This window comes from Tessaracoccus sp. MC1627 (assembly GCF_014164725.1).
In the GTDB taxonomy this organism is placed as follows: Bacteria; Actinomycetota; Actinomycetes; order Propionibacteriales; family Propionibacteriaceae; genus Arachnia.
Genome location: NZ_JACJGA010000009.1, coordinates 17,597 through 40,404, shown reverse-complemented (window position 1 = coordinate 40,404; position 22,808 = coordinate 17,597). Strand labels below are relative to the sequence as shown.

Sequence of the window (22,808 nt, the reverse complement as noted above, 5' to 3'; positions counted from 1 at the left end):
ATATGACAGAAAGGTGTTTGACGTGGCAACCACGATCAAGCCGCTCGAGGACCGGATCCTCATTCAGCCCCTTGAGGCCGTCCAGACCACCGCTTCCGGCCTTGTCATCCCCGACACCGCCAAGGAGAAGCCCCAGGAGGGCAAGGTCATCGCCACCGGCCCCGGCCGCATCGATGACAAGGGCAACCGTGTCCCGCTCGACGTCGCCGAGGGCGACATCGTGATCTTCTCCAAGTACGGGGGCACCGAGGTCAAGTACGACGGCCAGGAGTACCTCCTGCTGAACGCCCGCGACATCCTCGCCGTCGTCAGCAAGTAAGGACCACACATGCCGAAGATTCTCGCTTTCAACGAGGAGGCACGTCGCGCGCTTGAGCGCGGTGTCGACGCCCTCGCCAACACCGTCAAGGTCACGCTCGGCCCCAAGGGCCGCTACGTGGTCCTGGACAAGAAGTGGGGAGCCCCCACCATCACCAACGACGGTGTCACCGTCGCCAAGGAGGTTGAGCTCGACGATCCCTACGAGGATCTCGGCGCTCAGCTCGCCAAGGAGGTGGCCACCAAGACCAACGACGTCGCCGGTGACGGCACCACCACCGCCACAGTGCTGGCCCAGGCCATGGTGCACGCAGGCCTGCGCGCCGTGACCGCCGGGGTCAACCCGATCGGCCTCAAGCGAGGCATCGACAAGGCCGTTGAGGCCGTCGTCGAGCGCCTCCGTGAGAACGCGCGCCCCGTGGACACCACCGCCGACATGGCGTCGGTGGCCACCATCTCCTCCCGTGACGAGCAGATCGGCGATCTGATCGCCGAGGCGTTCGACAAGGTGGGCAAGGACGGCGTCATCACCGTCGACGAGTCCAACACGATGGGCACCGAGCTCGAGTTCACCGAGGGCATGCAGTTCGACAAGGGCTACCTGTCCCCGTACTTCGTCACCGACGCGGACCGGATGGAGGCCATCCTCGAGGATCCCTACATCCTCATCAACAGCGGCAAGATCTCGTCGATGAACGACCTGCTCCCGCTGCTGGAAAAGGTCATCGCCGCCAAGGGCACGCTGTTCATCGTGGCCGAGGACGTCGACGGCGAGGCCCTGTCCACGCTGGTGGTCAACAAGATCCGCGGCACCTTCACCTCCGTCGCGGTCAAGGCGCCCGCCTTCGGCGACCGCCGCAAGGCCATGCTGGAGGACATCGCGATCCTCACCGGCGGCCAGGTCGTCGCCCCCGAGGTGGGCCTCAAGCTGGACCAGGTCGGCCTTGAGGTGCTGGGGCGCGCGCGTCGCATCCTCGTCACCAAGGACAACACCACCATCGTCGACGGTGCGGGCGAGCACTCCGAGGTCAGCGGCCGCGTTGCGCAGCTGCAGGCCGAGATGGCCCGCACGGATTCGGACTGGGATCGCGAGAAGCTCCAGGAGCGTGTCGCGAAGCTGGCCGGAGGCGTGTGCGTCATCAAGGTCGGCGCCGCCACCGAGGTGGAGCTGAAGGAGAAGAAGCACCGCATCGAGGACGCGGTGTCGGCCACCCGCGCTGCCATCGAGGAGGGCATCGTCGCCGGCGGCGGCTCCGCCCTCATCCACGCCGGGGAGGTCCTGGCGGACCACCTGGGCCTCGAGGGCGACGAGAAGGCCGGTGTCGACGTGGTGCGCAAGTCCCTCGTCGAGCCGCTCCGCTGGATCGCCGAGAACGGCGGCGAGGCGGGCTACGTCATCACCTCGAAGGTCGCGGAGATGGAGGTCGGCCACGGCTACAACGCCCGGACCGGCGTCTACGAGAACCTCGTCGAGCACGGCGTCATCGACCCGGTGAAGGTGACGCGTTCCGCGCTCGCCAACGCCGCGTCCATCGCCTCGCTCCTGCTCACCACCGAGACCCTCGTGGTGGACAAGCGCGACGACGAGAGCTGACCGCTCAAGAGCGCCGCAGGGCCCCGTCCGGTTCGTCCGGGCGGGGCCCTGCCGCATAGACTGGCCGGACTTGGGGCAGCAGAGACGAGAAGGTGGACGTGTGTTCGAGGAACTGACCGGCGCTGGAGTGCCTAGCCCCTTCGCGGCGCTGGGCCTGACCTTCGATGACGTGCTGCTGCAGCCCAACCAGTCGGACATCATCCCTTCCCAGGTGTCCACCAGCACGCAGCTGACCAGGCGGGTGCGGCTCAACGTCCCGCTGGCCTCGGCGGCCATGGACACGGTCACCGAGTCCAGGATGGGCATCGCGATGGCGCGCGAGGGGGGCATCGGCATCCTGCACCGCAACCTCTCCATCGAGGACCAGGCGCACATGGTGGATCAGGTCAAGCGCTCCGAGGCGGGGATGGTCAGTGACCCCATCACCGTCAGCCCTCAGGCCACCATCGGTGAGGTGGACGAGATCTGCGCCACCTACCGGATCTCCGGCACCCCCGTCGTCGAGGCCGACGGCACCCTGGTGGGCATCATCACCAACCGCGACATGCGCTTCGAGGACGATCCCGGCCGCACCGTCGGTGAGGTCATGACCCGGATGCCGTTGGTCACCGCACCCGAGGGGGTCTCGAACGAGGAGGCGCTGGCGCTGCTGGCCAGGCACAAGGTGGAGAAGCTGCCCATCGTCGACGGCAAGGGCAAGCTCACGGGCCTCATCACGCTGAAGGACTTCGTGAAGGCGGACAAGTACCCGCATGCCGCGAAGGACAGCCAGGGCCGGCTTCGGGTAGGGGCAGCCGTCGGGTTCTTCGGGGACTCGTGGGACCGGGCCATGGCGCTCGTCGAGCAGGACGTGGACGTCATCGTCGTGGACACCGCTCACGGTCACTCCCGAGGTGTGGTGGAGATGATCAAGCGGCTCAAGGCGGAGCCGGCCGCGGCGGAGGTGGACATCATCGGCGGAAACGTGGCCACCTACGCCGGCGCCAAGGCGCTTGTGGAGGCAGGCGCGGATGGGGTGAAGGTGGGGGTCGGCCCCGGCTCGATCTGCACCACGCGCGTGGTGGCCGGCGTCGGCGTGCCCCAGGTCACCGCGATCTACGACGCGGCCCGGGCCTGTCGGCCGGCCGGCGTGCCGGTGATCGGCGACGGCGGACTGCAGTACTCCGGAGACATCGCCAAGGCCCTCGTGGCCGGCGCCTCGTCGGTGATGCTCGGCTCCCTGCTGGCCGGCTGCGAGGAGAGCCCCGGCGAGTTGGTGTTCATCAACGGCAAGCAGTTCAAGAGCTACCGGGGCATGGGGTCGCTGGGCGCGATGGCCGCCCGGGGTCGCAAGGCCTCCTACTCCAAGGACCGCTACTTCCAGGGTGACGTCACCGCGGACGACAAGCTCATCCCCGAGGGAATCGAGGGTCAGGTCGCCTACCGTGGGCCGCTGGCCGCGGTGGCCTACCAGCTCGTGGGCGGCCTGCGGCAGTCCATGTTCTACTCGGGCGCCGGGACCATCGCCGAACTGCAGGAGCGCGGGCGGTTCGTCCGCATCACCTCGGCCGGTCTGCGAGAATCGCACCCGCACGACATTCAGCTCACCGCCGAGGCGCCCAACTACTGGTCGCGCTAGAGACCCAAGGAGAACCGTTTCCATGTACGAGCTCGGGCGCAGCAAGCGCGCCAGCCAGGCCTACGCGTTCGATGACGTGGCGATCGCCCCGGCGCGCCGCACGCGGGGCGAGGACGAGGTGGACCTCACCTGGAAGATCGACGCGGTCTCCTTCGACGTGCCCATCGTTGCGGCGCCGATGGACTCGGCGATGTCGCCTGCCACCGCCATCCGGATGGGGCAGCTCGGCGGCCTTGGGGTGCTCAACCTGGAGGGCCTCTGGACCCGCTACGAGGATCCGCAGCCCCAGTACGAGCGCATCACCCAGGAATCGGACCAGGTCACGGCCACCAAGCGGTTGCAGGAGATCTACGCCGAACCGGTGAAGGCGGAGCTGATCCGGGACCGGCTGGCCGAGATCCGCGCCGCCGGTGTCCCGGTCGCGGGGTCGCTGTCTCCCGCGCACACTCTGGAGTTCGCGCCCGTGCTGGAGAAGGCGGGCATGGACTTCTTCGTCGTCCGCGGCACCACCGTCTCGGCGGAGCACGTGGGCGGGCAGGACACGCTCAACCTCAAGGAGTTCATCTACCGCTTCGACCTTCCGGTGCTGGTCGGCGGAGTGGCCACCTACCGCGCGGCGCTGCACCTCATGCGCTCCGGCGCGGCGGGCGTTCTGGTGGGCTTCGGCGGCGGCGCCACGCACACCACCGCCTCGGTGCTCGGCATCGAGGTGCCGATGGCTTCGGCGGTGGCGGACGTGGCGGAGGCCCGCCGCGACTACCTGGAGGAGTCCGGGGGCCGCTACGTGCACATCCTGGCCGACGGGGCCGTCGGCCGCTCCGGGGACATCGCCAAGGCGATCGCCTGCGGCGCGGACGCCGTCATGGTCGGCTCCCCGCTGGCGCGCGCCACGGAGGCGCCGGGCCGCGGCTGGCACTGGGGCAGCGAGGCGTGGCACGCCCGGCTCCCGCGCGGCGAGCGCTCGTTCTTCGAGCAGGTCGGCACACTGGAAGAGGTGGTGCTGGGCCCGTCGCGGGTCCCGGACGGCACGATGAACCTGGCCGGCGGCCTGCGCAAGGCGATGGCGCTGACCGGATACACAGACCTCAAGTCCTTCCAGAGGATCGACCTGATCCTCCACTGACCCCCGAGGAGCGCCGATGGACGACGCACTGACCGAGCTGAAGCGCCTGCGCGGAAGCATCGACAACATGGACTCGGCCCTCATCCACCTCCTGGCTGAGCGCTTCAAGGTGACCCAACGAGTGGGCGAGCTCAAGGCCAAGGCGGGCCTGCCGGCCGCGGACACGGCCCGGGAGGCTCAGCAGATCGCCCGGCTCCGGGCGCTCGCCGCCGATGCGGACCTGGACCCCGAGCTGGCGGAGAAGTTCCTGACCTTCATCGTCGCCGAGGTGGTCCGCCACCACGAGAAGATCGCACGCGGGGAGGGCTGATGTCACGGATCGTCGTGGTCGGGGCCGGGTTGGCGGGCCTTCGGGCCGCGGGGTTGATGGCGGCCTCCGGCCGCGACGTGCTCGTGCTCGAGGGCTCCGGCGTGGTCGGGGGGCGCGTGGCCACCGACGTGGTGGACGGCTTCCGCTGCGATCGCGGCTTCCAGCTACTCAACCCGCTCTACCCCGCGGCCCGCCGCGCCCTGGACATGGGCAGGCTGGACCTGCACCGTTTCGGTCGCGGGGCGGCGCTGCTCACCGACGATGGGCTCCAGGTGCTGGCGGACCCCACCCGCCACCCGCAGCACGCGGCGGGGCTGGTGCGCGGGCCCCTCACCCCGGGAGACCTGGCAGCGGTGGCGCGCTGGGTGAAGGCGTCCGGGCAGGAGAGCCTCACCCTGAGCGGTGCCCTGGATGCTGCGGGCTTCTCGCCGGTTGTGCGCCGCGTCGTCGAGCGGTTCTTCTCGGGGGTGACGCTTGACCCCGAAGGGGCCACATCGGCGTCCCAGGTGCGCCGGCTCGCAGGCTTCTTCGCACTCGCCACCCCCGCGGTCCCCGCCCAGGGCATGGCCGCCGTGCCGCTGCAGCTCGCCGAGCCGATCAGAGACCGGATCCGGCTCGGCGCCCGGGTTTCCGCGGTGCTGCCCGGAGCGGGCGGCGTCGAGGTGCGGCTCGCCGATGGCTCCGTCGAGCGAGCTGACACAGTGGTGCTGGCGGCCGGGCCGCTCGGCAACGCGGCGCTGCTCGGGCTTCCAGCGCCCGCGATGCTGGGGGTGACCACGTGGTGGTTCGCCGCCGACGAAGCCCCCACCCGATCGCCCTTCCTGCATCTCGATCTCCGCGACGGCGCCCGCCTGGCGAACGCCTGCGTCCAGTCCAATGTCGCGCCGTCCTACGCCCCGGCGGGGCAGCACCTCGTCCAGGCAAGCGCAGTGGGAGACCACGCTCTGACGGACGCCGACGCCGCCAGGGAGGCGGGCAGCGTGCTGGGCGCAGACGCCTCGCGCTGGCGCCTGCTCGTGCGCCATGACATCACCCACGCCCTCCCCGCCCTGCCGCCCGGGGCTCGCGCCCTGATGCCGGTGCCCGCCGGGGTGCTGGTGGCCGACGACCTGCCCGGCGCGTCGATCCAGGACGCCCTCGCGTCGGGGGAGCGGGCCGCCCGGGCGGTCATCGGCTGAGGGTCAGGCGGGCACCTCGTCGCGCCAGGAGTGCTGGGGTGCGAAGCCCATCTGCTCTTTCGCGGCCCGGTTGCTGAGCAGCGTGCCGAACTCTCCGACGCTGTCCGGAACCTCGATGCCGGGGTGGATCGCGGCCAGCGCCTCCCGCGTCGGCATGTCCAGGATGATGTCGTCGGCCGCGATGACGAAGGCATGCGAGCCGGACAGGCTGGCCGTGAGCGCGTCCTCGCAGGACTGGGCGACATCGCGGGCGTCGATGTAGCCGAAGAGGTTCCAGCGACGCGCCTCGGGTTCCTTGGCGAAGGCCGGCTGCTGCGCGTAATCCTCGACCGTGAAGATGTTGGACAGGCGGAGCCCGATGAAGGGGATGCCCGCCCACCGCGACACCTGCTCCGCCATGGTCTCCGTCATCACCTTCGACAGCGAGTAGGTGGAGTTGGGCAGCGGGTAGTGGTCCTCGTCGACGGGGACGTAGCGCACCTCGTCGAACGGAAGCCCCAGCGTGGTCTCGCTGGAGGCGTAGACCACCCGCTTGAGCCCCAGCTTCCACGCGGCGATGAAGACGTTGTTGTTCATGGCCATGTTGGCGTTGAGGGTGTGCGAATCCGTGTGGATCCAGTCCGCCGGAATGTTGGCCAGATGGATGACGGCGTCCGCCCCGGAGAGCACGTCCATGGCCTCGCCGAACTGGGTCAGGTCCGCCCGATAGAACTTGCCGCCGTACCAGGCGGGGCGCCCGGCGACGTCAGTGGCGACGATCTCGTGGGCGGTGTCGACGAAGTGGCGGAGGGTGGCCTGGCCGGCTTTGCCCGAGGCCCCGGTGATAACGATGCGCATGGCCCCAGCTTAGTGAGGCGGGGACGCGGAAAGGGGGCGCCCCGACCGCGGGACGCCCCCTTTCCGACCAGGTCACTTCTCGAGCAGGCCCTCGAACAGGACGGTGGAGAGGTAGCGCTCGCCGAACGACGGGATGACCACCACGATGGTCTTGCCGGCGTTCTCGGGGCGCGCCGCCACCTCGACGGCAGCCGACAGCGCGGCACCGGAGGACAGGCCGACGAGGAGGCCCTCCTCCTGGGCGGCGCGGCGCGCGAACTCGACGGCCTGGTCGATGTTGCGGGGGAGCACCTCGTCGATGACGGAGCGGTCCAGGATCTCCGGCACGAAGTTGGCGCCGATGCCCTGGATCTTGTGGGGGCCGGGCTGGCCGCCGGAGAGGATGGGGGACTCCTGCGGCTCCACGGCGACGATCTTCACCTCGGGCTTGCGCTCCTTGAGCACCTGGCCGACGCCGGTGATGGTGCCGCCGGTGCCGACGCCCGCCACCACGATGTCCACGGTGCCGTCAGTGTCGTCCCAGATCTCCACGGCGGTGGTGGTGCGGTGGATCTCCACGTTGGCCGGGTTCGCGAACTGGCGGGCGAGGACGCCGCCCCTCTCAGCCGCGATCTCCTCGGCCTTCTCGACGGCGCCGCGCATGCCCTGCGGTCCGGGCGTGAGCACCAGTTCGGCGCCGTAGGCGCGCAGCAGTGCGCGACGCTCCAGCGACATCGTCTCAGGCATGGTCAGCACCACCTTGTAGCCGCGCGCGGCACCCACCATGGCCAGCGCGATGCCGGTGTTGCCGGAGGTGCCCTCGACGATTGTCCCGCCGGGCTGCAGCTGGCCGGAGGCCTCGGCCGCGTCGATGATCGAGACGCCAATGCGGTCCTTGACAGAATTCGCGGGGTTGTAGAACTCGAGCTTGGCCAGGACTGTTGCGTTGTCGCCGGCGATGCGGTTGAGCCGGACCAGGGGCGTGCGCCCGATGAGGGCGGTCACGTCAGAGTAAATGTTCATGTCGTCGCCAACCTTCCCCAACGCCCGGATATTCCCGCCGACGGGGGCGAAGTTGCTCCGGCAGGAAAGGCAATAGACTCCCTCCCATGACTGCCCAGCACGAGAAGGTCCTCGTCGTCGACTTCGGGGCGCAGTACGCCCAGCTCATCGCGCGGCGCGTCCGCGAAGCGAACGTCTACTCCGAGATCGTCAGTTCCTCGCTCGACGCCGACGCGATCCTCGCGCTGCGTCCTGCCGCGATCATCCTCTCCGGTGGGCCGTCGTCGGTCTACGAGGAGGGTGCGCCTGGTCTGGACACCAGGATCCTTGAGGCGGGCGTGCCCGTGCTGGGCATCTGCTACGGCTTCCAGGTGATGGCACAGGCGCTCGGCGGCACCGTCACCAAGACGGGGCAGCGCGAGTACGGCCGCACGTCGCTGTCCATCCATGACGGCGGGTGCCTGCTCGGCAGCCTGCCCAACACGCTCAACGTCTGGATGAGCCACGGGGACTCGGTCAGCCGGGCACCGAAGGGGTTCCGTGTGCTTGCCCGCACCGCGGGTGCGCCGGTGGCGGCGTTCGAGGACCTGGCCCGCAAGCTTGCCGGCGTCCAATGGCACCCCGAGGTCCTGCACTCGCAATGGGGTCAGCAGGTGCTGGAGCACTTCCTGTTCACCATCGCCGGGCTCACCCCGGACTGGACGGCCGAGAACATGGTCACCGAGAGCATCGACGCGGTGCGCGCCAAGGTGGGGGGCCGCCGGGTGCTGTGCGGTCTGTCCGGCGGGGTGGACTCCGCCGTCGCCGCGGCGCTCGTGCAGCGGGCCATCGGCAATCAACTGACGTGCGTGTTCGTGGATCACGGCCTCCTCCGCGAGGGGGAGGCCGAGCAGGTCAAGAAGGACTTCGTGGCCGCCACCGGCGTGGACCTCGTGGTCGCGGACGAGCGCGATCGCTTCCTCGGCGCCCTGGCCGGGGTGACGGACCCGGAGGAGAAGCGCAAGATCATCGGCCGCGAGTTCATCCGCACGTTCGAGGCGACGGCGCGGGACCTTGCAGGAGAGCGGGGGATCGACTTCCTCGTCCAGGGCACGCTCTACCCGGACGTGGTGGAGTCCGGTGGCGGTGAGGGAACCGCCAACATCAAGAGCCACCACAACGTGGGCGGACTGCCCGATGACCTTGAGTTCACCTTGATCGAGCCGCTGCGCCAGATGTTCAAGGACGAGGTGCGAGCCGTCGGGGAGCAGCTGGGGTTGCCGGAGGAGATGGTGTGGCGCCACCCGTTCCCCGGCCCCGGGCTGGCCATCCGGATCATCGGCGAGGTCACCGAGGATCGGCTCAACATACTTCGCCAGGCAGACGCGATCGCCCGCCACGAGCTGGCCGTGGCCAAGCTCGAGCGGGCGATCTGGCAGTTCCCCGTCGTGCTCCTCGCGGACGTGAGGTCCGTCGGGGTGCAGGGCGATGGCCGGACCTACGGCCACCCCATCGTCCTGCGGCCCGTGGTGTCGGATGACGCCATGACCGCGGACTGGGCCCGGCTGCCCTACGAGGTGATCGAGAAGATCTCCTCCCGGATCACCAACGAATGCCCCGAGGTCAACAGGGTGGTCGTCGACGTCACGAGCAAGCCGCCGGGCACCATCGAGTGGGAGTAGCCTCCCGGCTCAGATGTCGTACGGGGGTTCCTTGGGGGAGTTCGGCTTGCGGGTGTCGTACCACTGGCGGGCCTTGTCGAACCCCTCCTCGGCGAGCGAGCCGCCCTCGTCCTTGGGCATGACGGCCCACAGGATGAGGTAGGCCAGGATGCCGCTGCCGCCGAAGACGGCGATGAGAACGAAGGCGATCCGGACGATCGTCACATCGAGGTTGAGGTAGCGCGCGATGCCTGCGCAGACGCCGCCGATCATGGCGCCGCTGCTGGGACGGGTGAGCTTCATGGAAGTTCCTTTCGGGAATTCGTGCGGCCGCGGGAGGAGATGAGACCGATCGCGCCTGCGGCCACGAGGATGACGGCGAGGATCGGTTGGACAAAGGGCGCCGAGAGGTTCGGCGAGACGATCAGCACGATCCCGAAGCCGACGGCGGCGAGGCCGACGGCCAGGGCGGCCAGATCGAGTGGTGGGCGGTTCATGATCTCTCTTCCAGTGTGACCGCAGACAGGGTCGCGTCAACCCTGACGGTGAAATCCACCGGTGCGGCGGTTGAGTTGCCCGTCTCGACGCTCACATCGCTGAACATTTCGTTCGACGTGAGAGACAGCAGCGGTCCCGGGAGGAGGACGGTGACGTCCGAGGCGATCGCCTCGATGCGGACCTCGTCGATGCCGTCGAGATTCTCTGCGCCCAGGTCGACCACCCGCTCCTCGCCGACGACGGTGAGGGTCAGCACCGAGGCGTCGGCGGACGGCGCAACCGCGGACTCGGCGGCCCGCGGAGCGAGCCAGCCGCCCGCCACCATCGCGATCACCAGCACGCCCAGAAGGGGCCGTGGCACGCGCTTGGATCGTGCGACGACCGCGTAGAGTACCGCGAGCGAACCGCCCGCAACGAGCGCGGCTCCCAGGGCAAGCCCCGGGCCGGCGCCAAGGAGCACGCCCGTCACGGCGCCGGTGGCGAGCATCGCTACGAGGATGCCGAGGCCGATCAGCCAGGCCGCCTTCGGGCGGGGGCCCGACGGGATGGCGCGGGGGGGCTCAGTGGCGTACAGGTCGACGACGGGCAGCCCGTCCGGAGCGCGCCCGGCTGCGGAGTGCATCTGGGAGCGCCAGTGGGCCACCAGGGCGTCGTCGCTCACGGCCACGGCGCTGGTGTTCGTGCGCGTGTTCTGCGGCTGGGGCGCGGCGGGCGGCGACCACGTGCCGCCGAGCCGGCCCCGGCGGGCCAACACGAGAAGGGCCAGGAGAAGCACGCCGGGTCCCCATGGAAGTGGGCTGATCGAGCTGACCAGGCTGACCGCGGCCAGCGTGGTGAGGACGACCACAACCTTCTGGCCCGTGGGGGTCCAGCGGGCGAAGGCGGGGAGGAGTGCGTCCATGGGGCGCACACCGGTGGGGCTGCGGGTGAGCGCGGTGCCCCACGCGTACAGGGCCACGCCCAGGCCCCCGCTGAGGGCCAGCAGGGCGAACGCGACCCGCACCAGGACCACGTCGACGCCCATCCTTGTGGCGATGGCTGCGCAGAGACCGGAGCCCATGCCGGACTCCTGGCGCTGCAACGCGCCGAGGCTCGGATCGAGCCACCCCAGATCAAGCTCAGTGGACATGGACACCAGTCTGGTGCGGTGGCGCCGGCATCGCCATCGGGTGACCCCCTGAGGGGCACCTGAGTTGTGACGCCGGGGACCCTGGAAAGGACCCTGGACGCTGGTCTCCCCGTCGTCAGCGTGTCAGGCTGGGGCCATGACACAGCTGCCGGTTCCCATCGCGCCCGCGCGGGTTCCGCTGCGCCGCCAGAGCGAGGGCAAGGTCATCGCGGGAGTCGCGACAGGCCTGGCCTCGCACCTCGGTGTCCGGGTGGCGCACGTGCGGCTCGGATTCCTGGTCCTGGCCCTCTTCTCCGGCGCGGGGGTGCTCGCGTACGGCGCGCTGTGGGTTCTCATGCCGCGCGCGACGGCCGAGGGCGAGCCCGTGGGCTTGGCGGCGGCCAGCCGCAGCGGAATGCGGCCGCAGCGCGTGGAGGCGCCGGCGGCGGACTCCGGCCTCCTCGTCGCAGGCGGGATGCTCGTCGTGGGGCTTCTGTGGCTGTTCGTCTCGGGTGGGATCATCTCCACCGCGCTGTTCTGGCCCATGGTGGTGGGCGGCGTGGGCGTCATCGTGATCTGGCTCCAGGTGGACGAGCGGGTCACCCCCCGCCCCGGCAGGCCTGGACGCGGTGGGCTGTGGTCGCGCGTGGCGCGCGGAGGCGGGGCGATGAGCATCGTCCGCTTGGTGGGAGGTCTCCTGCTGGTGGGGGCCGGCACCAGCTGGATCCTGGCCACCCAGGTGGGGCTGTCGCAACTCCCCGGGGTGTTGGGCGCCTCGGGGGTACTGCTGGCCGGTGTGCTGGTGGTGGCGGCCCCGTGGCTGTACCAGCAGCGAGGGCGGGTGCGGAGAGCCGACGCGGAGCGGCTGCGCGCCGAGGCACGGGCCGACATGGCGGCACACCTGCACGATTCGGTCCTCCAGACCCTGGCGCTCATCCAACGCCAGGCCTCCGACCCCGTCACGGTCGCGGGGCTCGCGAGGCGCCAGGAGCGCGAGCTGCGCACCTGGCTCTACGGCGAGTCCACCCGGGCCGCGTCCTTCCGCTCCGCGCTGCGCGGGGTGGTCGCCGACGTCGAGGCGGACTTCGCCGTCGACGTCGAGCTGGTCTGCGTGGGTGATGTCGCTGTCGATGACCGCGTGGAGGCGCTGGTGCTGGCCGTCGGAGAGGCCGTGACGAACGCGGCGAAGCACTCCGGCTCGCCGAGGGTGGACGTGTACGCCGAGGTTGACGGCCCGCGCATCGAGGTGTTCATCCGGGACCGCGGACGGGGCTTCGACGTCGACGCGGTACCGGAGGGGCGGATGGGCGTGCGAGAATCGATCAAGGCCCGGATGGATCGCTACGGCGGCAGTGCCGCGATCCGTTCAGGCCCCGAGGGCACCGAGGTGAAAGTGGAGATCGCCATATGAGCGAGGCGGCCGGACCGATACTGTTGCGCGTTGTCATCGTCGATGACCACGCCATGTTCCGTGCGGGGGTCCGGCATGAGATCGGGCCTCACTGCGACGTGGTGGGTGAGGGTGAGGACGTGAACACGGCTGTCGCGGCCATCACCGCCACCGTGCCGGACGTGGTGCTGCTTGACGTGCACCTCCCGGGTGGAGGTGGCGCGGAGGTGATCCGGCAGGTGTTGCCCTCGACCCCCCAGGTCAAGTTCCTTGCGCTCTCGGTCTCGGACGCGGCACAGGACGTGATCGGGGTGATCCGTGCCGGCGCTCGCGGCTACGTCACCAAATCAATCAGCTCGGAAGAGCTGTTGGAGGGCATCGCGCGCGTGGCTGCCGGCGATGCCGTGTTCTCCCCGCGCCTGGCCGGGTTCGTCCTCGACGCCTTCTCAGGGGCGTTGGACGTGTCCGGCATCGACGAGGAGTTGGACAGGTTGAGCGTCCGTGAACGTGAGGTGATGAAACTCATCGCACGCGGCTATTCCTACAAGGAGGTGGCGCGCGAGCTGTTCATCTCCATCAAGACGGTGGAGACCCACGTGTCCTCTGTGCTGCGCAAACTGCAGTTGTCCAATCGTCATCAATTGACGAAGTGGGCCACGGACCGCCACCTGATCTGATCCTGATAAAAACGGGAAAATAGGGGCGGTGCCGGATGACTCCGGCACCGCCCCTATTCTTGAACTACGCGTGTGATCAGGCCTTGCGCTTCTGCATCCAGCCGTAGACGGCCAACACGATCAACGCGCCGACGATAGAAGTGATGAGGCCACCGATTGAGAAGTCGGGGCCGGTCAGGTCAAGGCGGCCCTCGAAAATGAGCGACCCCAACAGGCCACCGACGAACGCGCCGACGATGCCGAGGAGCATGGTAGCGATCCACCCACCGCCCTGGCGACCCGGCATGATGGCCTTAGCAATTGCGCCTCCGAGGAGGCCGATGACGATCCAAGCAATGATTCCCATGTTCTTAAGCATGCCCTACTGAGTTCATGTAGACAACTCGGAGGCTCATTGTCCGGGTGACCTCGGGGTCAATTCAGGGTGACTCCTGGGTGGGATAGTCTCTCCGTATGGAATTGATTCATGACGTGTTGGTGCTACTACACTTCGTCGGATTTGCGGCCCTTTTCGGGGGCGCCTTTGTGCAGGTGAAGGGCCCGTCGCGGGCCGTCAATGCCGCAATGGTCCACGGAGTGCTCACCCAGCTGGTCACAGGTCTGCTGCTGGTGGGCCTGGCGGAGATGGGTGACGGGGAGGTCAACCACCTCAAGGTGGGGATCAAGCTGGCGGTCGTCGTCGTCATCGCGGTGTTCGTGTTCATGAACCGCAAGAAGGAGACCCTGTCCGACGGGCAGTTCTGGGGCATCCTCGGCCTCACCCTGCTCAACGTCGTGGTGGCCGTCTTCGTCTGAGACCTCAGAAGAGCGGGCGCCACGGGCTGAGGAAGAGCTCCGTGGCCTTCGCCATGGGGGACCGCTCCCGCCACCTCTCCTCGGTCAGTTCGATGCAGTTCGACTCGTCGGTGAGGAACACGTCCTCCAGGTAGGACGCCACGCCCTCGTCGGTGACCTCGAGGTTGACCTCGTAGTTGCCCAGCAGGCTGAGGCGGTCCAGGTTGGCGGTGCCGATGGTGGACCACTGGCCGTCGATGGTGGCGGTCTTGGAGTGCACCATGGCCCCCTGGAACAGGTAGAGCCTGATCCCGGAGCGCAGCAGCTCAGCGTAGAAGCCGCGCGAGAGCCAGTCCGCCACCACGTGGTTGGAGCGTGCGGGCACGATGATGCGGACGTCCACGCCGCGGCGCACGGCGTCGCGCAACGCGCTCACGAGGTCGTCGTCGGGGATGAGGTAGGCATGCGTGAGCCAGATGTGGTGGCTGGCGCGGTCGATGGCCTCGAGGTACATGTTGCGGATGGGGTACACCTGGATGCGTGGAGTGTTGCGGTGCACCCGGACGGTGGGCTCCCACTCGCGCTGAGGGTTGTGCTCGATCCGGTCGCGCACCTTGCTGGGATGCATGTTCCAGAAGTCGACGAACGCGTTCTCAAGCTCCGCCACCCCGTCGCCGACGATGCGGGCGTGGGTGTCGCGCCACCCGGTGGCGTACAGGGAACCGATGTTGTAGCCGCCGATGAACCCGACCCTGCCGTCGACGGTGAGCAGCTTGCGATGGTCGCGGCCCCAGCTGCGTGGTGACCAGGGCAGCGGGAACGCCGGGTGGGGCATGGTGTTGACGGTGGAGGGAATGGCCCGGAAGAAGGCGCGGGGCACCACCAGGTTTGCGAACTCGTCCCAGACCGCGTGCACGCGGACTCCACGAGCCGCTGCCCGGGTGAGCGCCGCGCGGAATCGGAGCCCCTCGGCGTCGCCCTTCCAGATGAAGGTCTCGAAGTAGACGTGGTGCTCGGCCCCGTCGATGGCCTCGATCATCGCGTCGTAGACGTGCTCGCCGTAGGTGTAGACGGTCACCTCGTCGGCCCCGACGCCGATGGGCTCCGGCTTGGTGATGGGAAACTTGCGCAGCTTGCGCTGCTTCTTCCGGAGTGACTCGACGAGGGTGAGGGCCAGCATCGAGAGGATCTGGGCCAGCAACACGGCGGTGGTGATCCGGCCGAAGATCACCCGACCTCGGGAGAAGGCATCACGCATGCCGCCAGCATATCGGCGGGAGGAGCGCCTGAGCGGGCGGTAGTGTTGGCCCCCGACATGAGTGACTCGCTGTTCCCGGACCTGTTCGCCGCGTTCCAGCCGGACCAGGCGCCGCCCGCCCGTTCCGGGGAGGAGCGGCCCGAGCGGCGCGCCTCAGCCAAGAAGGTCTCCGAGGAGCAACTCCTCGAGGGGCTCAATGCTCCTCAGCGGGAGGCGGTGCTGCACGCCGGCTCTCCCGTCCTGGTCGTGGCGGGCGCAGGCTCCGGGAAGACGCGGGTGCTGACACGGCGCATCGCCCATCTGGTCTCGCAGCGCAATGTCCATCCGGGCTCCGTGCTGGCGATCACCTTCACCAACAAGGCGGCCGCCGAGATGCGTGAGCGCGTCGTGGACCTGGTGGGGAACCGTGCCAAGCTGATGTGGGTCTCCACCTTCCACTCGGCGTGCGTGCGCATCCTGCGCCAGGACATCGACCGCTTCGGCCTGACCAAGAGCTTCTCGATCTACGACGACACGGACGCCAAACGTCTCATGTCACTGGTGTGCCGGGACCAGGAACTGGACCCCAAGCGCTACCCCGTCCGAGCGGTGATGAACAAGGTCAGCACCTTCAAGAACGAGCTGGTGGACTACGAGCGGGCCGCCCAAGAGGCGGTGTCCCCGCCCCAGAAGGTTTTTGCCGAGGCCTACGCCGAGTACCAGTCCCGGCTGGTGGCGGCCAACGCCTTGGACTTCGACGACCTGATCATGACGGCGGTGCACCTCCTGCAGGCGTTTCCGGACGTCCGGGAGAAGTACCGGCGTCGCTTCCGCCACGTGCTCGTCGACGAGTACCAGGACACCAACCACGCGCAGTACGCGCTGGTGCGGGAGCTGTGCGCCGGCGACGTCGGCGGCGTGGTGGACGGATCCCCTCTGGTCGAGCCGGCGGAGTTGATGGTGGTGGGGGACTCGGACCAGTCCATCTACGCGTTCCGCGGCGCCACCATCCGCAACATCCTGGACTTCGAGAAGGACTATCCAGGCGCCCGGACGGTGGTGCTGGACCAGAACTACCGCTCCACGCAGAACGTCCTCACCGCGGCCAACTCGGTGATCTCGCGCAACCAGTCCAGGCGCGACAAGCACCTGTGGTCGGATCTCGGTGAGGGGGAGCTGATCGTCGGGTGGGTGGCCGACAGCGAGACGGACGAGGCGCAGTTCGTGGCCGACGAGATCGACCGGTTGAGTGATGCAGGCCTGTCGCAGTATGGCGACACAGCGGTCTTCTACCGCACGAACGCGCAGTCCAGAGCGTTCGAGGAGGTGTTCATCCGGGTGGGGATGCCCTACAAGGTGGTGGGAGGTGTGCGCTTCTACGAGCGTCGGGAGATCCGCGACGCGATCGCCTACCTGCGGGCCATCGTGAACCCGGCAGACGACGTGTCCGTGCGCCGGATCCTCAACGTGCCCAAGCGTGGCATCGGTGACCGGGCGGCCGCCGCGGTGTCCACCCTGGCCACCGGCCACCGGCTGAGCTTCTTCGACGCCCTACAGCGCGCGTCGGAGGCCCCGGGGCTGGCCTCCCGATCGCTGAAGCAGATTCAGGGCTTCGTGGACCTCATGAACCTGCACCGGGCCATGCTGGCGCAGGGCAAGCCGGCCGACGAGGTGCTGACGTCGATTCTGAAGGAGTCCGGCTACCTGCCCGAGCTCCAGGCATCGGTCGATCCGCAGGACCAGACCCGCATCGAGAACCTGATCGAGCTGGTCTCGGTGGCGGCTGAGTTCGTTGCGGCGGCCAACACGATCGACCTGGACGACGATACCGTCGAGTCCGGCCTGGTCGCGGGGATGCCTGAGCCGGACGACTCCCTGCCGGCCTTCCTGGAGCGGATCGCCCTGGTGGCCGACTCGGACCAGGTGCCGGACCACGAGGACGGTAAGGGCGTGGTGACGCTGATGACGCTGCACACCGCCAAGGGCCTGGAGTTCGACACGGTGTTCCTCACCGGCATGGAGGAGGGCATGTTCCCGCACATGCGAGCCCTGACGGACCCGGAGGAGCTGGAGGAGGAGCGTCGGCTGGCCTACGTCGGCATCACACGGGCGCGCAGAAGGCTGTTCCTCAGCAGGTCCCAGGTGCGGGTGGTCTTCGGATCCCCCCAGTACAACCCGCCGTCGCGATTCTTCGACGAAGTGCCCCCGCACGTGCTGGACTGGCGCCGCACCGGCGCTGCCACGACCACGTGGGCCAGCTCCGCGGCCACCCGCAACCGTCAGACCTCGGCGTCTGTGGCGAGCTTCGGATCAGGGCAGGGGCCGCTGAAGACGGTGTTCAGCGTGGCCACGGGGGATCGGGTGCTGCACGCGGCTTTCGGCATGGGTGACGTGCTGGCCGTCCACGGAGTGGGGGACGCCACGAAGGTGGACGTGGACTTCGGGTCTGCGGGCACGAAGAGGCTGAGCCTCAAGCATGCCCCGATGGAGAAGCTTTAGCCCACGCCCAGCGAGCGGAGGAAGGTCATCGGGTTCGAGGCGGAGTACACGTCGCCGGGGGTCACGCCCGGCTTGTAGTACTCGAAGTGGAGGTGGGCGCCGAAGGAGCGTCCGGTGTTGCCGACGTAGCCGATCAGCTGCCCGGGGCGAACGGTCTCGCCGGCGCCGACCACCTTGCGGCTCATGTGGGCGTAGAGGGTGGAGCCGCCGTTGCTGTGCTGGATCACCACGTTGATGCCCGCCCAGCCGCCGGCGGTGGGGCTGAGCACCACACCGGAGGCGGCCGCGTAGATGGGAGTGCCGACAGGGGCCGGGAAGTCCTGGCCGGTGTGGTACCGCGACCAGCTTCCGGTCGCGCCGAATCCGGCACCGATGCGGTAGTTGGACTTGACGGGCATCGAGCCGCCCTTGGTGGTGAGGTTGGTCACGTCCTGGGAGCTGAGGTTCTCCTTGCCCGCTGCTGCAGCGGCGGCGGCCTTCTTGGCCTCCTCGAGGCGCTTGGCCGCCTCTTCGGCTTCCTTCTTCAGCTTCGCGCTCTGCGCGGCCACGAGCGTCATGTCCTCGTCCATGAGGCGCTGGCGTTCGGTGGAGTTGGTCATCCACTCGGTCTGTGCGGCGGACTCGACGGAAGCGTCCAGGGTCTCGTCGCGCTCCTTGGCGGCCTCGTCCGCGACCGCTTCGGTCAGGTTGGCCCGCACCGCGGTGCGGCTGACCTCCTGGGAACGGTCGGCGAAGCCCATGGCCGCGGCAGACGCGGCGGCGGCGGGAACGGCGGCGTCGAGCGACTCGCTCGCGGTGTCGCCACCGTCGCGCGCGGTGAAGGCGAAGGCGAACAGGGCGCTCACGGACAGGGCGCCGGCCACGCCGAGCGCGACGATGCGACGGCTGACGGCAAACGGCAGGGCAGGCGTGGAGCGGCGGGCTGGGTGGGCGTCAATCTCGACGATGTCGTCGATCTCCGCGGCGCGACGGGGGTTGCGCACTGGCGTGGCGTCGTTCACCTGGCTCCTAGCCTTGTTCGGGGGGTTCTGAGAAAACCTTAACAGTTCTCAGGTTTCTCTCAAAGTCGAGCAGCCGAGGCGGTCCGAGTCGTGAGACGATGCTTGTCAGGACCACATGTGGCTCCCGCGGGTGCGCACAACAGGAGCCAGGTCGAGCGGGCCGGGCCGATCCGTCAGGCCCTTCCGTCCCTTCGGGCCGCCGGGTAGTCTGGCGGAGTTTGATCGACCAACCGAAGGACCACCGTGGATCTCCTCGAGTATCAAGCCCGCGACCTGTTCGAACAGTTCGACGTGCCCGTCCTCCCCGGCCGCATCGCCACCACCCCTGAGGAGGCGCGCGCGGCCTACCTGGAACTCGGCGCGGACCTCGTGGTGATCAAGGCGCAGGTCCGCACGGGCGGCCGTGGAAAGGCAGGCGGCGTGAAGCTCGCCCGCGGCGAGGACGCCGTCATGAAGACGGCGGGCGAGGTGCTCGGCCTGGACATCAAGGGGCACGTGGTCGAGACCGTCATGCTCAGCCCTGGCGCGGACATCGCGGAGGAGTTCTACTTCTCCATCCTCCTGGACCGCGCCGCCGGCGGGTTCATCGCGATGTGCAGCATCGAGGGCGGCGTGGACATCGAGACCTTGGCGGTAGAGCGGCCGGAGGCGCTGCTCCGGCTGGACCTGGACCCCGTCGAGGGGATCTCCCAGGCCGTGGCTCAACGCATCGTGACCGACGCGGGATTCATGCCCGAGGACCACCAGAAGGTCTCCGCGGTGCTCAGGAAGCTGTGGCGGACCTTCAAGGAATCTGACGCCACACTGGTGGAGGTCAATCCGTTGGTGAAGACCGGCGCCGGCGACATCATCGCCCTCGACGGCAAGGTCACCCTGGACGGCAACGCTGACTTCCGCCACCCGGAATGGGAGCGCTACGAGGAGACCACCGGGGACGTGGATCTCGAACGTCAGGCACGCAACCTGGACCTCAACTACGTCAAGCTCGACGGCAGCATCGGCGTGATCGGCAATGGCGCCGGCCTCGTGATGAGCAGTCTCGACGTGGTGGCGGCCGCCGGCGAGGAACTGCCCGGCCGGCCGCGTCCCGCGAACTTCCTCGACATCGGCGGTGGCGCGTCGGCCAACGTGATGGCCAACGGGTTGCGCATCATCATGAGCGACCCGCAGGTCAAGAGCGTCTTCGTCAACATCTTCGGCGGAATCACGGCCTGCAGTGATGTGGCCAACGGCATCGTCAACGCGCTGGACATGCTGGGCGCCGAGGCGCGCCTGCCCATCGTGGTGCGGCTCGACGGCAACTCCGTCGAGGTCGGCAAGGCCATCCTCGCCGAGGCCAATCATCCGTTGATCACTGTCAAGAACACCATGGACGAGGCGGCCCGAGCGGCCGCCCGGTTCGCGGCCGAAGGGAACTGACTCCGATGTCGATCTTCATCAACGCGTCCTCGCGCGTCCTGGTCCAGGGCATGACGGGCAAGGAGGGGCGCAAGCACACGCAGCGCATGATCATGTCGGGCACCCGCGTCGTGGGCGGCGTCACGCCTGGCAGGGCGGGAGAGGCGGTCCTCTTCGAGGAGGACCCGGTGCCCGTGTTCGGGTCCATGGTTGAGGCGGTCGCGGCCACCCATGCCGATGTGTCGGTGGTGTTCGTGCCGCCGAAGTTCGCCAAGGAGGCCGTCCTGGAGGCGGTGGAGGCCGAGGTGGGCCTGTGCGTGGTGATCACCGAGGGGATCCCGGTGCACGACGCGGTCGAGTTCCACGCGGCGGCCCGCGGTTCGCGGACCCGGATCATCGGCCCCAACTGCCCCGGCCTCATCTCTCCCGGCAAGTCCAACGTAGGCATCATCCCGGCCCACATCTCGGGACCCGGCCGCATCGGCCTTGTCTCGAAGTCCGGCACGCTCACCTATCAGATGATGTACGAGCTGCGCGATCACGGCTTCTCGACGGCGGTGGGCATCGGCGGTGACCCGGTGGTGGGTACCAGGCACATCGACGTGCTGCAGGCTTTCGAGGAGGACCCCGACACGGACCTCATCGTCATGATCGGTGAGATCGGCGGCGACGCCGAGGAGCGTGCGGCGGCCTACATCGCAGACCACATCACCAAGCCCGTGATCGGGTACGTGGCCGGTTTCACCGCGCCGACCGGACGGACGATGGGCCACGCCGGCGCCATCATCACCGGATCGGCCGGCACCGCACAGGCGAAGAAGGCGGCGTTGGAGGCCGCGGGGGTGCTGGTGGGGGAGACCCCGTCGCTGACCGCTGGACTGGTGCGCGACGCCATCGCGCACCTGCGCCACACCCTGGTCTGACGCGGAGCGGGTCAGCCCTGGCTGGCCCGCACCGGGATCCGCAGCGCCAGCTCCGTGAGCTGCGCGTCGGTGAACGAGTAGGCCGCCGTCACGGTGATGATGGTGTAGGACACGTGCTCCCCGGCCACGCTGACGACGAGCCGGTACGGCACGCCCTTGTCGTCGGCGGTGGCCTGAGTGACGGAGAAGAGACGCGAGGAGACCGGCAGACCAGCCTCGCCGGTGCCCGTCACTGCCGGCAGCTCGCTGACGGTGGCTGTGTTGACGCGATCCTTGCAGCTGGCGATGGCGTTGCCCAGCTTGGTGGCGAAGGCCGTGGCGCCAGCTGCGTCCGGGAACGTGAAGCGCAGCTCGTCCACGCCGAACGTGTCCGGCGCCTGGTCGTCCTGCGTCATCAGGTAGGTGGCCTGCCGCCGCTCGGTGGGGCCGGGCTCACTCACCAGAGTCAGGTTCTCGCACCCCATCCCTGCGCTCGTGAGGTCTGTGGGGTCCGAGGCCGTCCACCGGCCGGACCCGGGCCTGATCCGGGGAAGGTCCGAGGGGATCAGCCAGCCGACGGGTTCGGCCGCCGGGACCACCGCGTCGGTGATGGTGGGCTCCGGGGCGCAGGTGGCGGCCTCGATGGTGCACAGCGTGCCCTGCGGGCGGGCGAGGGCGTCGGCGGCGAGCTGCGCTTCGACGGGGCTGCTGGTCCGGGCCACGTCCAGCAGCTGGATGGCACTGCCCACGCGTGTCATCAGGAGCGTGTGGTACTGGATGGGCACGTCCTCGAAGACCACTGAGATCTGAAAGGCCTCGTCGCCCATCCCCTCGACCGAGGTCGCCCGGACGATCCGGGCCGGGATCTCGTCGCAGCTCGCCAGCGCGGTGCTGCGGTTGGCGAACACCTGCTGCGCCGCGGCGGGTGAGGCGTAGGTTTCGATGCGGTGCAGCGCGGCGAGCTGGTCTTCGTCTGAAGTGGCGAGGGTGCGCTGTAGTGAGGAGGTGGGGTTCTGGTCCTCGGTCTGGGTGCTCAGGCAGGCGACGCGGCCCTCATGGTCCGCGGCGGCGCTGCTGGTGTGGGTCACCGACCACGAGGCGGCCGCCGCGATGCCGGCCAGATCCTCGCCGGTGACGAGGTCCTCCGGTGCCGCGACGACGGTGGGGCTCGCGCTCGCCGACGCCGCGGCCGAGCCGCTCGGTGAGGCGCTCTGTGAGGTGGCCGGCTCCGCTCCCCTCGAGGCGTAGAAGGCGATCATGCCGACGGCGAGTGCCCCCACCAGGCCTCCCAATGCCCAGACGGCGAGGCCTGGGCGCGCAGGCTGCGTTCGCGGGGGCGGCGCAGGCGTCTCCGCCTCGAGGGGGGTCGATGAGGATAGGGCGGACCTGCGGGGCGCAGGGCTGGGGCTGTCGGCCACCTCGCCGGCCGAGCGCGGGAACACGGGGGCAGGGATCGGAGTCTCGCCCTGTGGCTCGTCGGAGTCCGGGCGCGAGAATGCGGCGGCGTCGTCTGTGGAGCCGCGTCGCGGGCGGAAGATGTCATCTGCTGGGGTAGGGTCCGTGTCCGGCGGGGATGAGGTGTCCGCGTCGGAGAGCCAGGCCCGTCGGGGGCTTCCTTCGCTTTCAGGCATCTCATTCACCTCCCAGTGGCCGCGACAGCGGGTTTCGTGGGGCAACCCTACCGCCGTCGGCAACACGAAGGCGCAGATCCACGAGGGGACTTCA

Annotated in this window: 22 protein-coding genes; 13 read left to right on the top strand and 9 right to left on the bottom strand. The window is 69.1% G+C overall.

Annotated features, from left to right (window positions below; translation table 11 throughout):
• Positions 1–22: 22 nt before the first annotated feature.
• From groES to H5399_RS16020, 6 genes are all read left to right on the top strand, one after another.
• Positions 23–319, top strand: coding sequence for a co-chaperone GroES (gene groES, locus H5399_RS16045; protein WP_182784465.1), 297 nt, complete (start codon positions 23–25; stop codon positions 317–319).
• Positions 320–328: 9 nt separating this feature from the next.
• Complete coding sequence (gene groL / locus H5399_RS16040; RefSeq protein WP_182784463.1) at positions 329–1,912, top strand: chaperonin GroEL; 1,584 nt, start codon at positions 329–331, stop codon at positions 1,910–1,912.
• A gap of 112 nt (positions 1,913–2,024) precedes the next feature.
• Positions 2,025–3,530: an IMP dehydrogenase gene (guaB, locus tag H5399_RS16035; RefSeq protein ID WP_220489200.1), complete on the top strand. Its 1,506-nt coding sequence runs from the start codon at positions 2,025–2,027 to the stop codon at positions 3,528–3,530.
• Positions 3,531–3,552: 22 nt separating this feature from the next.
• Positions 3,553–4,653 carry a GuaB3 family IMP dehydrogenase-related protein gene (locus H5399_RS16030; protein WP_182784461.1) on the top strand — a complete coding sequence of 367 codons (1,101 nt, stop codon included), beginning with the start codon at positions 3,553–3,555 and terminating at the stop codon, positions 4,651–4,653.
• Between the two features lie 16 nt (positions 4,654–4,669).
• Positions 4,670–4,963, top strand: a complete 294-nt coding sequence (locus tag H5399_RS16025) for a chorismate mutase (protein WP_182784459.1) — start codon at positions 4,670–4,672, stop codon at positions 4,961–4,963.
• On the top strand, positions 4,963–6,141 hold the full coding sequence (locus H5399_RS16020) for an NAD(P)/FAD-dependent oxidoreductase (RefSeq protein ID WP_182784457.1): 1,179 nt from the start codon (positions 4,963–4,965) through the stop codon (positions 6,139–6,141). The genes H5399_RS16025 and H5399_RS16020 overlap by 1 nt, the downstream gene beginning before the upstream one ends.
• 3 nt (positions 6,142–6,144) lie before the next feature.
• On the opposite strand, the gene H5399_RS16015 is transcribed toward H5399_RS16020, so the two are convergent.
• Positions 6,145–6,978 (bottom strand): NAD(P)-dependent oxidoreductase, encoded by an 834-nt coding sequence (locus H5399_RS16015; protein ID WP_220491072.1) that lies wholly within the window; start codon positions 6,976–6,978, stop codon positions 6,145–6,147.
• A 72-nt stretch (positions 6,979–7,050) separates the two neighbouring features.
• Entirely contained in the window at positions 7,051–7,980 is a 930-nt protein-coding gene (cysK, locus tag H5399_RS16010) for a cysteine synthase A (RefSeq protein ID WP_182784455.1), read from the bottom strand.
• Positions 7,981–8,066: 86 nt separating this feature from the next.
• On the opposite strand from cysK, the gene guaA reads away from it, so the two are divergent.
• Entirely contained in the window at positions 8,067–9,620 is a 1,554-nt protein-coding gene (gene guaA, locus H5399_RS16005; RefSeq protein WP_182784453.1) for a glutamine-hydrolyzing GMP synthase, read from the top strand.
• A gap of 9 nt (positions 9,621–9,629) precedes the next feature.
• Here the strand turns inward: guaA and H5399_RS16000 are convergent, their stop codons facing one another.
• The 3 genes from H5399_RS16000 to H5399_RS15990 are packed head-to-tail and all read right to left on the bottom strand — an operon-like array spanning position 9,630 to position 11,226.
• The gene (locus H5399_RS16000; RefSeq protein WP_182784451.1) at positions 9,630–9,902 is read right to left on the bottom strand and encodes a PspC domain-containing protein; all 273 of its coding nucleotides are present in this window, start codon (positions 9,900–9,902) and stop codon (positions 9,630–9,632) included.
• On the bottom strand, positions 9,899–10,096 hold the full coding sequence (locus H5399_RS15995) for a hypothetical protein (RefSeq protein WP_182784449.1): 198 nt from the start codon (positions 10,094–10,096) through the stop codon (positions 9,899–9,901). Before H5399_RS15995 ends, H5399_RS16000 begins: the two co-directional genes overlap by 4 nt.
• A complete protein-coding gene (locus H5399_RS15990) occupies positions 10,093–11,226 on the bottom strand; it encodes a PspC domain-containing protein (protein ID WP_182784448.1) in 1,134 nt (377 codons plus the stop codon). The genes H5399_RS15995 and H5399_RS15990 overlap by 4 nt, the downstream gene beginning before the upstream one ends.
• A 136-nt stretch (positions 11,227–11,362) precedes the next feature.
• Between H5399_RS15990 and H5399_RS15985 the strand changes: the two genes are divergently transcribed.
• Both H5399_RS15985 and H5399_RS15980 read left to right on the top strand, forming a co-directional pair.
• Positions 11,363–12,616 carry an ATP-binding protein gene (locus tag H5399_RS15985; RefSeq protein WP_182784446.1) on the top strand — a complete coding sequence of 418 codons (1,254 nt, stop codon included), beginning with the start codon at positions 11,363–11,365 and terminating at the stop codon, positions 12,614–12,616.
• The gene (locus H5399_RS15980) at positions 12,613–13,272 is read left to right on the top strand and encodes a response regulator transcription factor (RefSeq protein ID WP_182784444.1); all 660 of its coding nucleotides are present in this window, start codon (positions 12,613–12,615) and stop codon (positions 13,270–13,272) included. Before H5399_RS15985 ends, H5399_RS15980 begins: the two co-directional genes overlap by 4 nt.
• A gap of 76 nt (positions 13,273–13,348) precedes the next feature.
• On the opposite strand, the gene H5399_RS15975 is transcribed toward H5399_RS15980, so the two are convergent.
• Positions 13,349–13,618: a GlsB/YeaQ/YmgE family stress response membrane protein gene (locus H5399_RS15975; protein WP_182784442.1), complete on the bottom strand. Its 270-nt coding sequence runs from the start codon at positions 13,616–13,618 to the stop codon at positions 13,349–13,351.
• 107 nt (positions 13,619–13,725) lie between these two features.
• Here H5399_RS15975 and H5399_RS15970 point away from each other — a divergent pair, with 107 nt between their 5' ends.
• Complete coding sequence (locus tag H5399_RS15970; RefSeq protein ID WP_182784440.1) at positions 13,726–14,067, top strand: hypothetical protein; 342 nt, start codon at positions 13,726–13,728, stop codon at positions 14,065–14,067.
• Between the two features lie 4 nt (positions 14,068–14,071).
• Here the strand turns inward: H5399_RS15970 and H5399_RS15965 are convergent, their stop codons facing one another.
• Positions 14,072–15,304, bottom strand: coding sequence for a phosphatidylserine/phosphatidylglycerophosphate/cardiolipin synthase family protein (locus H5399_RS15965; protein WP_255422400.1), 1,233 nt, complete (start codon positions 15,302–15,304; stop codon positions 14,072–14,074).
• Between the two features lie 57 nt (positions 15,305–15,361).
• Here H5399_RS15965 and pcrA point away from each other — a divergent pair, with 57 nt between their 5' ends.
• A complete protein-coding gene (pcrA, locus tag H5399_RS15960; protein WP_182784438.1) occupies positions 15,362–17,782 on the top strand; it encodes a DNA helicase PcrA in 2,421 nt (806 codons plus the stop codon).
• Here pcrA and H5399_RS18675 read toward each other — a convergent pair.
• The gene (locus tag H5399_RS18675; protein WP_182784436.1) at positions 17,779–18,783 is read right to left on the bottom strand and encodes a M23 family metallopeptidase; all 1,005 of its coding nucleotides are present in this window, start codon (positions 18,781–18,783) and stop codon (positions 17,779–17,781) included. The genes pcrA and H5399_RS18675 overlap by 4 nt on opposite strands.
• 243 nt (positions 18,784–19,026) lie before the next feature.
• Between H5399_RS18675 and sucC the strand changes: the two genes are divergently transcribed.
• Together sucC and sucD are read left to right on the top strand one after the other, a co-directional pair.
• Complete coding sequence (sucC, locus tag H5399_RS15950) at positions 19,027–20,202, top strand: ADP-forming succinate--CoA ligase subunit beta (RefSeq protein WP_182784434.1); 1,176 nt, start codon at positions 19,027–19,029, stop codon at positions 20,200–20,202.
• Positions 20,203–20,207: 5 nt separating this feature from the next.
• Positions 20,208–21,104 (top strand): succinate--CoA ligase subunit alpha, encoded by an 897-nt coding sequence (sucD, locus tag H5399_RS15945; RefSeq protein WP_182784432.1) that lies wholly within the window; start codon positions 20,208–20,210, stop codon positions 21,102–21,104.
• 11 nt (positions 21,105–21,115) lie between these two features.
• Here sucD and H5399_RS15940 read toward each other — a convergent pair whose 3' ends face one another.
• A complete protein-coding gene (locus tag H5399_RS15940; protein WP_182784430.1) occupies positions 21,116–22,714 on the bottom strand; it encodes a hypothetical protein in 1,599 nt (532 codons plus the stop codon).
• Between the last annotated feature and the right edge of the window lie 94 nt (positions 22,715–22,808).

Excerpts from the sequence above, each read along its gene's own strand:
- H5399_RS16030 (WP_182784461.1), top strand. The coding sequence starts at position 3,553 with ATGTACGAGCTCGGGCGCAGCAAGCGCGCCAGCCAGGCCTACGCGTTC.
- H5399_RS15995 (WP_182784449.1), bottom strand. The coding sequence starts at position 10,096 with ATGAACCGCCCACCACTCGATCTGGCCGCCCTGGCCGTCGGCCTCGCC.
- H5399_RS16025 (WP_182784459.1), top strand. The coding sequence starts at position 4,670 with ATGGACGACGCACTGACCGAGCTGAAGCGCCTGCGCGGAAGCATCGAC.
- groL (WP_182784463.1), top strand. The coding sequence starts at position 329 with ATGCCGAAGATTCTCGCTTTCAACGAGGAGGCACGTCGCGCGCTTGAG.
- cysK (WP_182784455.1), bottom strand. The coding sequence starts at position 7,980 with ATGAACATTTACTCTGACGTGACCGCCCTCATCGGGCGCACGCCCCTG.
- H5399_RS15985 (WP_182784446.1), top strand. The coding sequence starts at position 11,363 with ATGACACAGCTGCCGGTTCCCATCGCGCCCGCGCGGGTTCCGCTGCGC.
- H5399_RS16020 (WP_182784457.1), top strand. The coding sequence starts at position 4,963 with ATGTCACGGATCGTCGTGGTCGGGGCCGGGTTGGCGGGCCTTCGGGCC.
- H5399_RS15970 (WP_182784440.1), top strand. The coding sequence starts at position 13,726 with ATGGAATTGATTCATGACGTGTTGGTGCTACTACACTTCGTCGGATTT.
- sucD (WP_182784432.1), top strand. The coding sequence starts at position 20,208 with ATGTCGATCTTCATCAACGCGTCCTCGCGCGTCCTGGTCCAGGGCATG.
- guaA (WP_182784453.1), top strand. The coding sequence starts at position 8,067 with ATGACTGCCCAGCACGAGAAGGTCCTCGTCGTCGACTTCGGGGCGCAG.
- H5399_RS16015 (WP_220491072.1), bottom strand. The coding sequence starts at position 6,978 with ATGCGCATCGTTATCACCGGGGCCTCGGGCAAAGCCGGCCAGGCCACC.
- H5399_RS16000 (WP_182784451.1), bottom strand. The coding sequence starts at position 9,902 with ATGAAGCTCACCCGTCCCAGCAGCGGCGCCATGATCGGCGGCGTCTGC.
- H5399_RS15990 (WP_182784448.1), bottom strand. The coding sequence starts at position 11,226 with ATGTCCACTGAGCTTGATCTGGGGTGGCTCGATCCGAGCCTCGGCGCG.
- H5399_RS15975 (WP_182784442.1), bottom strand. The coding sequence starts at position 13,618 with ATGGGAATCATTGCTTGGATCGTCATCGGCCTCCTCGGAGGCGCAATT.
- pcrA (WP_182784438.1), top strand. The coding sequence starts at position 15,362 with ATGAGTGACTCGCTGTTCCCGGACCTGTTCGCCGCGTTCCAGCCGGAC.
- H5399_RS15940 (WP_182784430.1), bottom strand. The coding sequence starts at position 22,714 with ATGCCTGAAAGCGAAGGAAGCCCCCGACGGGCCTGGCTCTCCGACGCG.
- H5399_RS15965 (WP_255422400.1), bottom strand. The coding sequence starts at position 15,304 with ATGCGTGATGCCTTCTCCCGAGGTCGGGTGATCTTCGGCCGGATCACC.
- H5399_RS15980 (WP_182784444.1), top strand. The coding sequence starts at position 12,613 with ATGAGCGAGGCGGCCGGACCGATACTGTTGCGCGTTGTCATCGTCGAT.